Here is a 13,161-nt window from a genome sequence, read left to right as displayed (position 1 = left end):
CCACGCCTCTCCGCCCGCCGACTCGAGGACGGTGAGGACACGCAGGGCCGCCGTCCCCGGGTGACTCCCTCTCAGTTGTGCATCGCTATATTCCATGGCATCCAGTATAAAGGCTGCTTGGCAGCCGCGTGGCTGCGCCGGCACGGGGCGGGCCCGTGCCGGCAACGCAGGCGGCTCCCGTTACGCCAGCGCACCCATGGGATCCCAGGGCGCGAGCTCGATGGGCTCGGACTCGTAGGCTGCAAGCTCCTCGGGCGTCAGGTACTTCTTGTCGACGACCACCTGGTAGACGTACTCGTCGAACCATGCGGCGGAGGCGATGTCGTAGCCCTTCTTGCCATGCTCCTCACCCCAGCTGTTCTCGACGCGCCACCGGGTGGGCTCGCCGTCCTCACCGAGGTTGACACCTTGAAGCGTCATGGCATGCGTCATCAGGGACTCGCCGTAGTCGAGACGCGCGGCCTTGTCGAGCCCCGCCTCGATCGGCAGGTCGAAGAGGGCGTCGATGTCGAGGGCGGCCGGGTCGAGCACACCGTCATCGCGGAGGAACCCCTGGTCGACGTCGGAACCGAACCAGACCGGGAGACCGTCCTTGATCTGGGCGACCGCCACGCGTCGCAGCGACTCGATCGGCAGGTTCACATAGTGCACGCCGCCGTCCTCGATCACGTTGCCTAGGTACTTCACCGTGTAGGAGCGCAGGTAGGGCTTGTCTGCCGTGGGCGCATTGATGATGGAGATGTAGGCGTCGAGGTCCATGTCGACGAACTCGCGGAAGAACTCGAGCGGCGTGTAGGTCCCGCTGGCCTTCAGCTCGTTCTTCTCATCGCGGATGCGAACATCGAAGCGGGCGGGCGGCTCGCCGAGGCTGATGGCAAGCGCACGGTAGACGCCTTGGAGCAGCTCGGCCTTGATGCCGGCGAGCTCATCCGACCCGGCACCGGCAGCCGCCGCGTCGCGCAGGCGCTTCGCGCCGGAGCGCAGGTACCGCGTCAGGTACTTGTTGAGATCCCCGGTGTTCGAGGAGGAGGCCGTCTCGGGCATGGCCTCTTTCGGAACCACGCCGTACTTCTTCACGAGCGAACGGAACATGTCCCACTGCCCGCCGTCGCAGAGCGGATCGGTGAGCAGGAAGGCGACCTCGCGGCCGGCGAGCGGCTCCGCAGCGCTCGCAATCACGTTCTCGAAGAACCAGTTGGCGCGCTCGTATTTGTCCCAGAACAGCGGGTAGGCCTGAGAGAGCTCGAAGGANTCGAGGCGCGGCGCCAGGGTGGCCGCCGCCGCAGCCGTCGCGGGCTCGATGGTGAAGCCGAGGCGGCAGGCGAAACGCACAACGCGGAGCATCCTCAGGGCATCCTCGGAGAACCGGCGCTCGGGCTCCCCCACCGCGCGTATGAGACTGCGGTCGAGGTCCTCCCGGCCCCCGAAGCGGTCGAGCAGGCCGCGGGCGGGATGCCAAGCCATCGCGTTCACGGTGAAGTCCCGGCGGGCGAGATCCTCCTCGACGCTCTCAGAGAAGCGCACGTCCTCGGGATGGCGGCCGTCGGTGTAGAACCCGTCCACCCGGAACGTGGTCACCTCGANCAGGCTCGCGAAGCGGATGAGACCGCGCACGGCGGCGGGCAGGCGGAACCGCGCGCGAGCCGGCGCCGCTGTGGCCGCGAAGGCATCGTCTGCCATCTAGTCCCAGCTCCAGGTGTTGATATCGTTCACGATCGACCAACCGTGCCCATGCGGCTGCAGCTTCTGCTCGGCCACGTTCAGCCCCTCGCGCACCCAGTACAGGTGGTCGACGTTGGCGAACCACGCCCAAGTCGCCGCACCCTGGGGCGCGATGCCCTCGGTGCCGTCCCACTCGGCGCGCTGCCACAGCGGATAGGAGGCGGATACGTCGGAGGCGGCCAGTGCGGCGTCGAGGTAGGCGTCCGTGGTCTCGCTCTCGTAACAGGCGAAGTTCATCGTGCCCGTGGAGTAGTTCAGCTCGTAGACGTCGGAAGGCGCGTTTGAGCCCCAGCCCCACATGATCGGGTCGCTGAACTGGTGCGGGTAGATGTCGTCCCATCCCTGTCCGCTCGTGGTCACCTTGATGCCGATCTCGGCCATCTGGTTGGAGAACTCGTTCGCCATGGCCTGACGCACCGAATCGCTCGACGGGTAGTAGAGGGTCAGCTCCGCGGCGAGGTCGCCTTTGCGGTAGACATCACCCGAGAGCGTCCAGCCCGCCTGCTCAAGCAGGGTGCGGGCCGCGGTGCGGTCGGTCTCCACGCGCATATCGGCGCTCGCCCAGGGAAGGCCGTCGCCGATGCTGTACGCCGCGCGGCCGTGGCCGCCGAGAACGTGCTCTATCATGGCGTCGCGATCGATGGCGAGGTTGATGGCCCGGCGGATCTCGAGATGCGCCGTCACATCGTTGCCGGCAGCGTAGACCGTGCCGTCGTCGCCCGTGCGCGTCGAGCCCGACGCGATGACTGGCAGGTTGATGCCGCGGGAGTCAACCGACTCATATGAGGCGAGTCGGTAGCCGTCGACCGTCTGGTCGGCGAAGGTGGCCGAGGTGTAGGCTATATCGACCTGGCCCGCGCGCGCTGCCGCGAGCGCCGCGTCCTCGGCCATGAACACCACGGTGAAGCGCTTGATCGTGGGCTCCTCGCCGTAGTAGGTGGGGTTCGCCTCGAAGATCGCCTGCTGGCCGCGGTCCCACTGCACGAGGCGGTAGCGCCCGGAGCCCACCGGATTCGAGCCGTAATCGGACCCGTAGGCGTGCTCGGGGACGATGCCCATGACGGCCAGGGTGTAGAGCAGCACATTGTAGGGCTTGGACAGGTGGATCTCCACCTGCGTGTCGGAGAGCGCCTCGGCCGACGTCACCATCGACAGGTCGGCCTGCGCGTTCCCGCTCTCTCGGATCGTGTTCACCGTGAAGGCGACGTCGCGTGCGGTGAGCGGCGTGCCATCGGAGAAGACGGCGTCCGTGCGAATCGTGAAACTCCAGGTGAGGCCATCCGCCGACACCCCGTACTCGGTCGCGAGGTCGTTCACGAAGTTCATGTCGTGGTCGGTGGTGACGAGCGTGGACTGGATGAGCGGCTCGTGCACATGCTCGCCGCAGCCCCAGGAGACGCAGGGGTCAAACCCGCCCTCGGGCTCATTCGACGTGCTCATGGCGATGGTGACCTGGTGCTTGGAATCGACCGCGTCAGAGCCGCCGTCCGCAGACCCGCCGGAGGCCCCGCACGCCGCGAGCGTCCCTGTCGCAGCGAGGGCTGCGGTCCCCGCGATCAGGCTCCGACGCGAGAGCGGATGCATCCCCGATGCCGCCAACGCCTGCCACGCCCCGTCGTTCCGCTTTGCCATCGCGCTCCTCCGCTCCCTGCGAGCCGCCCCGTCTATCTGAGAACGGTGTTACGATACTCGCAAATAGTGTTATTCGAGGATGATACCCCACCGGCAGCGGTCACGCAACGAAATTACGCCTGTAAGACCAACTCGGGTTGGGCCCTATCCAAGGCCCAGATGGGTCAGGAGCGCGCCTCGCTCGTTCTCAACCCCGCCCGCGATCTGGGCGTCCAACGCTTTGTTGAGCAGGAGTCCGATCTCAGAACCTGGTGCGATCCCCGCTTGGATCAGGTCGGCGCCGGAAAGCGCCAGGGTCTTCAGGCTCCATGCCGCACCGGAGGCTATGAGCGCATGGGCCGTCGCCCGCATGCGCTCGATCTCATCGACGTAGGAGAAGCAGCCCGGGGCCTTTCCCAACGCGTCCGCGCGCTTGAGATCGAGGAGAAGATCCATGAGGGGCGCGGCATCCGCACCGCAGCCGGATAGGAGGCGCATCTGGCCGAGCAGGCTCGCCGGCTCATCGCGGAGCGGCCGATCATGGTAGCGAATGAGCAGGCAGGCGTCGCGCACCAAGGCCTCGGGCAGGGCGAGTCGGCGCATGATCTTCCGGGACAGCTCGGCGCCGCGCTCAGGATGCCCGAAAAAGTGCCCTCGCCCCTCCTCATCCACGGTGAAGGTCGCGGGCTTCGCTATGTCATGAAGCAGCGCCGCCCAGGCAAGCGAGGGTGGACAAGGGGAAGAACCGTCCTCTGCCACCTTGAGAACCTGCGCGGTGTGCCGGTAGACGTCGAAGATNCAGGTCGAAGAGGGCGTCGATGTCGAGGGCGGCCGGGTCGAGCACACCGTCATCGCGGAGGAACCCCTGGTCGACGTCGGAACCGAACCAGACCGGGAGACCGTCCTTGATCTGGGCGACCGCCACGCGTCGCAGCGACTCGATCGGCAGGTTCACATAGTGCACGCCGCCGTCCTCGATCACGTTGCCTAGGTACTTCACCGTGTAGGAGCGCAGGTAGGGCTTGTCTGCCGTGGGCGCATTGATGATGGAGATGTAGGCGTCGAGGTCCATGTCGACGAACTCGCGGAAGAACTCGAGCGGCGTGTAGGTCCCGCTGGCCTTCAGCTCGTTCTTCTCATCGCGGATGCGAACATCGAAGCGGGCGGGCGGCTCGCCGAGGCTGATGGCAAGCGCACGGTAGACGCCTTGGAGCAGCTCGGCCTTGATGCCGGCGAGCTCATCCGACCCGGCACCGGCAGCCGCCGCGTCGCGCAGGCGCTTCGCGCCGGAGCGCAGGTACCGCGTCAGGTACTTGTTGAGATCCCCGGTGTTCGAGGAGGAGGCCGTCTCGGGCATGGCCTCTTTCGGAACCACGCCGTACTTCTTCACGAGCGAACGGAACATGTCCCACTGCCCGCCGTCGCAGAGCGGATCGGTGAGCAGGAAGGCGACCTCGCGGCCGGCGAGCGGCTCCGCAGCGCTCGCAATCACGTTCTCGAAGAACCAGTTGGCGCGCTCGTATTTGTCCCAGAACAGCGGGTAGGCCTGAGAGAGCTCGAAGGATTTGACCCCGAGCTTCTTCATGACGCGGAAGCGCATCGTGTTCAGGCTCGCGAACATCCAGCAGCGGCCGGAGCGCTTCTGGTCGGTAGGCCCGCCCTGCTCGAGCTGGATGTCGAAGGTGGCGGTGGCTGCGGCCGCGGCATCGACGTCACGGGCGGCGGAGCGGATGCCCGACGCGGTGACGGCGTTGCGGGCGATGAGGTCGGCGCGGCTCTGGACGAACGCCGCGTGCGCGCGCTCGGTGAGGTCTGCGGGGATGGCCTGGGATGTGCTCATGGTGAACTCCTTTGAAACGAAGACGGGTAGGCTCATATGTCCCTGAGCCTATCCGTCTGACGCCGATGTAAAATACTCGGACTGCACCGCACGAAAGCGGCGCGTCTGCGCTAGCGTGCCTCGACCTCGCGGACGAGGATCCCCTTCTGGTACTCCTCGACGCGGGCGAAATCACCGAGACCCGGGCATTCCACCACGTTCGCGCCGGTCGCCATCGAGAGGCGGAGTGCCCGCTCCACCTCAGCGGGGTTGTCATGCCAAACGGAGAGGAAGGCGGCGAGCGAGGAGTCGCCGGCGCAGACCGTGGACACGAGATTGACCTCGAAGGTGCGCTTCGCGAACCAGAGCCGCTCGCCGTTCGAGAAATAGGCGCCTGCGCCACCGAGGGTGAGCAGGACGTTCTTGACGCCGCGGGCGTGGAGCTCGCGCATGGCGGCGGCCACCGACGCATCGTCCTCGCCCGAGACCTCGATGCCGAAGATGTCGCGCAGCTCGTCGTCATTGGGCTTGATCAGCAGCGGACCCTCGGCCGTGAGCTCGGCGAGCTTTGGCGAGGAGATGTCAAGCACGAACTCGGCGCCCTTCGCCTTCACGCGGGAGATGACCTGGTTCAGGAAGTCCTCAGAGGTGTTGGGGGGCAGGGAGCCCGAGATCACGAGGCAGGTGAGGTCGTCCAGACCCTCGAGGAGCTCGTACAGGGCCGCCTCGTCATCGGGTGTCACGGCCGCGCCCGCGTTCACCATGTTGTACTCGGTGTCGGGGCCGGCGTTCAGGAAGACGTTCACCCGGGTGATGCCCTCCGTCCAGACGGGCTTGACGGGCACGCCCGCGGCCTCGGCACCCTCGACGATGAACTTTCCCGAGAACCCGGCGAAGAAACCGAGGATCGTCGTGGGGACGCCGTAGTGCGCGAGGGTGAAGCTCACGTTCAAACCCTTGCCGTTCGGCGTGTACACGGCATCCCGCGTGCGGGTGACGCGATTCGGCTCGAGGCCGTCGCTCGCGATGTTGTAGTCGATGGCGGGGTTCGCTGTCAGCGTGTAGATCATGGAAGCCTCCTTCAGGCGATGGGCTGCAGGGGAACCGACACGAGAAAGGCCGCCCCGAGTTGGAGCGGCCTCTCGGAATAGGCGCGGTGAAGAAGCGCGTCCGGTTAAGCGCGCGGGAGCTTGCGCACGGCGATACGCTTGCTGTACTCGTCGACGTGGCCGAAGTCGCCCAGGCCCTGGCTCTCGGCGACGTTCGCACCCGTGGCGAGGGCCAGCTTCAGGGCCTCCTCCACGTTGTCGCGGTCCTTGAACCACTTGTTGAGGAAGGCCGCGAGCGTGCAGTCGCCGGCGCAGACGGAGGACACGAGCTTGATGTTGAACTCGCGCTTGGCGTACCAGATATCCTCGCCGTTGGAGAAGTAGGCGCTGCCGCGGCTGCCCATGGTGAGGAGCACGTTCTGGACACCGGACTCATGCGCGAGCGCCAGCGCGCGGCGGGCGTCGTCATCGGTGTCGATCTTGATACCGTAGATCTCGGCCATCTCATGGTGGTTCGGCTTGATGAGCAGCGGCTTCTTGTGAGCGAGGTCGCGCAGCTTCGAGCTGGAGAGGTCGAGGACCACCTCGGCGCCGCGGGCCTGCGCATGGTCGACGACCTTGTCAAGGAAGTCCTTGGAGACGCGGGGCGGCAGGGAGCCCGAGACCACGAGGCAGTCGAGGTCGCCGGCGGTGTCGAGGATGCGGTAGAGCTCCTCCTCGCTCTGGGGCGTGAGCGCGGGGCCGGGGTTCAGGATGCCGTACTCATGCTCGCCGTCGTTGATGTAGCAGTTGATGCGCGTGATGCCGTCGATCCAGACCGGGCGGCAAAGGCAGCCCAGGTTCATGGTCTCCTCGACGATGAACTTGCCCGTGAAACCGGCGAAGAAGCCGAGGGCCACGGAGTCGATGCCGAACTTCTTCAGAGCGTAGCTGACGTCAAGGCCCTTGCCGTTGGCGGTGTAGCTCGCACCGGTGGTGCGGACGTTCTCGTCGGGCTCGAGGCCCACGCACGAGGTGGTCATGTCGACTGCGGGGTTGGCAGTCAGGGTGTAGAACATGCAATGCCTCCAAAAGATCTTGCGACTATGGCGACGGGCCCCCTCGCGCACGGGGCGGTCCGGTAGCAGGTGCGGCGAACGAGGACTAGCGGGCAGCCGCCTCGAGCACGGCCTTGACCTCTTCAGCGGTGGCGCAGGCCAGCGCGCGCTCGGCGAGCTCGTCGGCCTCCGCCTTCGTCCACTGCGAGATGGTCTTGCGGGCGCGCAGGATGCTCGGCGCGGACATCGAGAACTCCTCCATGCCCCAGGAGATCAGCAGCGGATCGAGCAGCGGGTCGGCTGCGGCCTCACCGCACATCCCTACCATGATACCCGCCGCGACGCCGCTCTCGATGATGTTCTTGATGGAACGGAGCACCGCCGGGTAGTACCAGCTGTAGAGGTAGCCGACGCGGTCGTTGCCGCGGTCGGCGGCCATGGTGTAGCCCGTGAGGTCGTTGGTGCCGATGGAGAAGAACGCGGACTCCTTCGCCAGGAGGTCGGCGATGTTCGCCGCGGCGGGGGTCTCCATCATGATGCCGACCTCGATGTCGCGGTTGAACGCGACGCCCTGGGCGTCGAGCTCGGCCTTGCACTCCTCAACGAGGACCTTGACCTGGCGGATCTCCTCAACGCAGGTGACGAGCGGAACCATGATCTTCACGTCGCCGAAGGCGCTCGCGCGCAGGAGGGCGCGAAGCTGGACCTTGTACTGATCGGCGTTGTCCAGGCAGTAGCGCACGGCGCGGTACCCCATGAAGGGGTTCTCCTCCTCCTGCATGTTGAGGTAGGGAATAGCCTTGTCGCCGCCCACGTCGAGGGTGCGGATGATGACGGGGGCGCCCTTCAGGGCCTCGGCGACCGTGCGATAGGCCTTGAACTGGTCCTCCTCGGAGGGGAGCTCCTTGGCGTCCATGAAGAGGAACTCGGAGCGGAAGAGGCCGATGGCCTCGGCGTCGTGCGCGAGGGCGGCCTCGACGTCATCCGGGCTGCCGATGTTGGCGGCCACGATCTTCTTGATACCGTCGGCGGTCACGCTCTCCTTGCCGCGGAAGGCCTCGAGGGCCTCCTTCTCGGCCACGAGCGCGGCGGCGCGCTCGCGGTACCCGTTGAGGGTCTCCTCGTCCGGGTCAGGCACGACGACGCCCTTGGTGCCGTCGACGATGCAGGTCATGCCATTCGCAAGCGCCGAGCAGATCCCGGGCACGGAGAGGACCGCGGGGATCTCCAGGGCGCGGGCGATGATCGCCGAGTGCGAGGTGCGGCCGCCCGTCTCGGTGACGATGCCGGCCACGTGCTCATGGTCGATGGTGGCCGTCATGGACGGGGTCAGGTCGTGCACTGCGATGACGGTGTCGGCGGGCAGGACGGAGAGGTCGATGACCTCCTTGCCGAGGAGCTCTGCCAGGATGCCGGTGCGGATGTCGGCGATGTCAGCGGCACGCAGGCGGAACATCTCGTCATCCATCGAGAGGAACATGTTCTCGAACATGGTGCTCGTCTCGACGAGGGCCTGCTCGGCACAGGAGCCTCCGTCGATCATGCCGTTGATCTGATCCGTCATGCCCGGGTCCTGGGCGAGCAGGATGTGGCCGGACATGATCTCAGCCTCGGCCTCGCCCACGGTCTCCTTCATGTGGTCTGCCTGGGCCTGGGTCTTCTCGCAGAAGACGCTGAGCGCGGCCTGGTAGCGCTCCTTCTCGGCGGCCGGGTCGTCGACCTGATGCGCCTCGAACGACAGGTCGGGGTCGACGGCGACCATGACGGTGCCGATGCCGATGCCCTCGGATGCGTTGACTCCCTCGTACATTCCCAATCCTCTCTCCCATGCACCCGTGCCGCTATGCGCGACACGGTAAAAGAAAGCGTCCGCCCTCCACGAGCAGACGCCTCCCATACAGTCACCTTGTTGATCAGGCCACCTTGACTACTCGCCCAGACCGCTCTTGATGAGCTCGATGGCGGCGGCGAGGGCCTCCTGCTCGTCCGGACCGTCAGCGCGAACCTCGACCTCGGTACCGCAGGGGATGCCGGCGGCCATGAGCGCCATGGGGCTCTTGCCGTTGACCTCCTTGTCAGGGGCGACGATGGTCACATCGCTGGCGAACTTGCCCATGGTGGACGCGAAGAGGCCGGCGGGACGCATGTGAAGACCCTGGGGGTTGACGAGCGTTGCCTTATCCGAAACCATACCTGTCTCCTTTGCTACATGCCCGCAGCTTCTCCGCGCGCACGATACGGTACGTCGCATATTCTAGCGCATCCGCTGGGCGAAACCGCCCAGAAGTACGATTGCGCTGTGCACGTTCGCGAGGGCGACACGAACGCGCCGGGACCCCGAATCACAGGGCCCCGGCGCGTGCTCGGGCAGTTTGTGCTCAGCGCGTCGATCTAGACGAGGCGCGCGTTGATGGCGGCGGCGATGAGGGCTGGATCGGCCTCCTGCTTGACCGTCGTGCGGAAGTCCTCGTCCATCAGGGCCTCAGCGACCTTGGAGAGGAGCTTGAGGTGGGTGGTGCCCGCCTCGGCATCGGGGATGAGCAGGGCGATGGCCACGTTCACGGGCTGGGAATCCATGGTGTCCCATGAGCCCACACCGGACTCGTCCTTCACGACGATGACCGCGGCCTCCGCCACGGCGGAGGACTTCGCATGCGGGATCGCGAAGCCGTCCATCATGCCGGTGGATCCCTCGCCCTCACGCTTCAGGAAGGCGGCCATCAGGTCGTCGGCGTCGGTGGCGACCCCGGCCTTCACGGCCTCGTTCGAGATGAAGGAGAGGGCCTCGTCGCGGGTCTCGAAGTCCTGGCCCGGGAAGACGAGCTCGGGCTTGACGAAGTCCGACGCGGCCGGGGCGGGAGCGGGCTCAGCAGCGGCCGGGGCCTGCTCGGCGGCGGGGGCAGAGGCGGGCTCGGTGACAGGCTCGGCGGCACCGGCCTCCTCAACCTGCGCCTTCTGATACTCATAGCGCTTGAAGGCCAGGAAGAGGACGCCGCCCACGACGGAGCCGATGAGGATCGCGAGAACCCACTGAAGGGCGCCGTCGACCACGGGGAGCACGAGGAAGCCGCCGTGGGGCGCCGGCACGTGCACGCCGAAGAGCAGTGTGAGGACGGCGGCGATGGCGGAGGAGAGCATCATGATCGGCATGACCGGGATGATGTTCTTCGTCATGAAGGGGATGGCGCCCTCGGTGATGTGGGTGGCGCCGAGGATGATGTTCACGAGACCGGCGTCGTGATCCTCCTGGCTGAAGTACTTCTTGCCGAAGATCGTGGCGAACGAGGTCACGAACGGCGGCACGATGCAGGCGGCCGAGACGGCGGCCATGAACGCGGTGCCGTCGTTGTAGGCGGCGGTGCCCACACCGGCCTCAAGGCCGGCACCGAGCAGCAGCGTACCCGTCACGTAGGCGGCCTTGTTGACCGGGCCGCCCATGTCGAAGGCGCACATGCAGCCGATGGCGATACCCAGCGGGATCGCGCCGGCGTGCTGCAGGCCGCGCAGGAAGTCCATCATCGCGGTGTTGATCGTGACCATGGGCCCGGAGATGCCGAGCATGATGAGACCGACGATGAAGGTCGAGCACAGCGGATAGAGGAAGATGGCCTTGAGCCCGTTCAGGTTGGCGGGCAGCGGCTTGAAGACCTTCTCGAGGAGCAGGATCACGTAGCCGGCGAGGAAGCCGCCGATGATGCCGCCGAGGAAGCCGAAGCCCACGCTGGCGCCGGTGGCGTCGATGAGGCCGGTCGCCTCGCTGACGGGCAGGCCCTGGATGGCGATCATACCGGCCACGAAGCCCGGGACGAGCGCGGGGCGCTTGCCGATGGACTCGGCGATGTAGGCGGAGAGCACCGGGACCATGAGGCCCATGGCGATGCCGCCGACGGTCTTGAGCAGGGCCGCGAAGGTGTTGTAGTCGGCCGCGGTGGAGTCGAAGCTCGTGATGCCCCAGAGGAAGGAGATCGCAGTCAGCACGCCGCCGGCGACGACGAAGACGAGCATGTGGCTCACGCCGTTCATGAGGTGGCGGTAGAGCTGGTGACCGAGGGTCTCCTTCTCCTCAGCGCCGCCGGAGAGCTCCGCCTGGGCGCGCTCGGCAGCGGCGGCGTCGCCCTTCTGGGAGAGCGCGCGGTCGATGAGCTCACCGGCCGCCTCGACGGACAGCGCCTTCGAGACGGGGACGTTCACCAGGGGCTTGCCGGCGAAGCGGTCAACCTGGACGTCCTTGTCGGCCGCGACCACGACGGCGCGGGCGCCGGCGATCTGGTCGCGGGTGAGCGCGTTCTCGACGCCCACCTGGCCATGGGTCTCGACCTTGATGGTGAGACCACGCTCGGCGGCGGCCTTCTCCAGGGCCTCCTTCGCCATAAAGGTATGTGCGATACCCGTAGGGCAACCGGTGGCCGCGATGATGTCGTACGTATCTGCCATACAGACCTCCCTTTCGTTTCCCAAGATGCCTCGCCGCGGATCACGACGAAATCGCACATGAGGATACCATGATTTTGGTATCAATTTCACACATATCAGGCTACGCTGCTGACCAGGGGCCTAGCTGGGCGGATACGCGATGTGGCCGGGTGGTTGGGCGTGCGGCGGGGCTCTGGCGTTGGCGGGCGGGCATCGGTTTCTCGGTATGGGGAGCGCAGCTGCCTGGCTGTGTGCGGTTTTCGGACTCGTATGGCCTGCCCTCGTGCCCATACCTGAGACGGCAGGGGCTTCGTCTTCGGCGGGTCCCCGCGGCCTGGCCGTGCATGAACGTTCGGGAAAACGTACTTTGCTCGCAGGTCCCAGGCAGATCCGCCTCCGGATGCCGTCGAAAATACGTTTTACCCTTCATTTCTGGCTCACGCAACCTGGTCGTGTACACATGCCTGGGAAAACGTACTCTGCTCGGCGGTTCTAGGCAGATCCCCTCTCAAGCGTCATTGAAAGTATGTTTTCCAGGTCCCACAGTCTGGCCGCACACATGTCCGAAGCCGGTGTCTTTGCCTCGCGGGTCCCGCAGCCTGGCCGTGCGCGAATGTTCGGGAAAACGTACTTTGCTCGGCGGTTTTAGGCAGATCCGCCTTCGGGTGCCGCCGAAAGTATGTTTGCCTGGCTCTCCAGGTTCCACAGTCTGGCCCCGCGCACATCCGGAGCCAGCGGCTGCACTCTCTGTGGGTCCCGCGGCCTAGTCGCGCACACATGTCTGGGAAAACGTACTCTGCATGCCGGTTCTAGGCAGATCTGCCTTCAAGTGCCGTCGAAAGTATGTTTTTGCACCGAGTTTGTGAAAAGTGGGACTTCTACTACATAAGGGTATATAGGGGCCCTCAGACAGGGACTGCGCGGCAGCCGCGAGACGGTCCAATCCCACGGCCGACCCGAGGCCCCGACGTCTATGGGCAGCGAATCCATGAGCTATAATCGGACGGCACGCGCCATTAGCTCAGTTGGATAGAGCAGGGGACTTCTAATCCCAAGGTCGACGGTTCGAATCCGCCATGGCGCACCAGGGAACCGCAGGTGGGGCGCTCGCAAGGGCGCCTCATTCTATTTTAGACAGCGTGTTCTGCGGCATGTTCCGGGCTGACACACCGACCCGCCTGGGACAAACGATCGAGGCGCGTTTTTCTGGCAGGTACGGATGTCTAGGCCGCGGATCCACCGAGGTCGCATCCGCCAGCTTCGGACGTTCCCACGGTCAAGCCGAGCGATGCGGAATCGAGGGCAAAACCTACTTTCAATGACGTCCGAAGGCGAATCTGCCTGAAACTGGCGTGCAAAGTACGTTTTCCCGAACGCTCGCGCACGACCAGGCCGCGAGACCGACAGAGAGCGCAACCACCGGCTCAGAACGTGGGCGCGCAACCAGGCCGCGGGACCCGCCGAGGGCTAGCCACTGGTTCCGGACATGTGCGCAACCAGGCCGCGGCGC

At 66.0% G+C, this 13,161-nt stretch carries 8 protein-coding genes, 1 tRNA gene and 1 pseudogene; 1 reads left to right on the top strand and 9 read right to left on the bottom strand.

Annotated elements, in window-relative coordinates; genetic code table 11:
• Positions 1-180 precede the first annotated feature (180 nt).
• From CAP13_RS09295 to CAP13_RS09255, 9 genes and pseudogenes are all read right to left on the bottom strand, one after another.
• Positions 181-1,581 (bottom strand): annotated as a pseudogene (locus CAP13_RS09295) (C1 family peptidase); the annotation flags it as partial.
• 99 nt (positions 1,582-1,680) lie between these two features.
• Positions 1,681-3,354, bottom strand: coding sequence for an ABC transporter substrate-binding protein (locus tag CAP13_RS09290; protein ID WP_245798988.1), 1,674 nt, complete (start codon positions 3,352-3,354; stop codon positions 1,681-1,683).
• 144 nt (positions 3,355-3,498) lie between these two features.
• On the bottom strand, positions 3,499-4,092 hold the full coding sequence (locus tag CAP13_RS09285) for an HD domain-containing protein (protein ID WP_245798987.1): 594 nt from the start codon (positions 4,090-4,092) through the stop codon (positions 3,499-3,501).
• Entirely contained in the window at positions 4,031-5,173 is a 1,143-nt protein-coding gene (locus tag CAP13_RS09280) for a C1 family peptidase (RefSeq protein ID WP_245798986.1), read from the bottom strand. Before CAP13_RS09280 ends, CAP13_RS09285 begins: the two co-directional genes overlap by 62 nt.
• A 110-nt stretch (positions 5,174-5,283) precedes the next feature.
• Positions 5,284-6,222, bottom strand: a complete 939-nt coding sequence (locus CAP13_RS09275; RefSeq protein ID WP_085831307.1) for a 1-phosphofructokinase family hexose kinase — start codon at positions 6,220-6,222, stop codon at positions 5,284-5,286.
• 104 nt (positions 6,223-6,326) lie between these two features.
• Positions 6,327-7,259 carry a 1-phosphofructokinase family hexose kinase gene (locus CAP13_RS09270; RefSeq protein WP_085831306.1) on the bottom strand — a complete coding sequence of 311 codons (933 nt, stop codon included), beginning with the start codon at positions 7,257-7,259 and terminating at the stop codon, positions 6,327-6,329.
• Between the two features lie 85 nt (positions 7,260-7,344).
• Positions 7,345-9,048 (bottom strand): phosphoenolpyruvate--protein phosphotransferase, encoded by a 1,704-nt coding sequence (gene ptsP, locus CAP13_RS09265; protein WP_085831305.1) that lies wholly within the window; start codon positions 9,046-9,048, stop codon positions 7,345-7,347.
• Between the two features lie 117 nt (positions 9,049-9,165).
• Positions 9,166-9,429 carry an HPr family phosphocarrier protein gene (locus CAP13_RS09260; RefSeq protein WP_085831304.1) on the bottom strand — a complete coding sequence of 88 codons (264 nt, stop codon included), beginning with the start codon at positions 9,427-9,429 and terminating at the stop codon, positions 9,166-9,168.
• 200 nt (positions 9,430-9,629) lie between these two features.
• Positions 9,630-11,672, bottom strand: coding sequence for a fructose-specific PTS transporter subunit EIIC (locus CAP13_RS09255; RefSeq protein ID WP_085831303.1), 2,043 nt, complete (start codon positions 11,670-11,672; stop codon positions 9,630-9,632).
• 989 nt (positions 11,673-12,661) lie between these two features.
• Here CAP13_RS09255 and CAP13_RS09250 point away from each other — a divergent pair.
• Positions 12,662-12,738, top strand: a tRNA-Arg gene (locus CAP13_RS09250).
• The last annotated feature ends 423 nt before the right edge of the window (positions 12,739-13,161 follow it).

Source organism: Collinsella vaginalis (genome assembly GCF_900176655.1).
Classification (GTDB): Bacteria; Actinomycetota; Coriobacteriia; order Coriobacteriales; family Coriobacteriaceae; genus Collinsella; species Collinsella vaginalis.
Note: the sequence above shows the minus strand (reverse complement) of the source record. Positions and strands in the feature narration are given on the sequence as shown.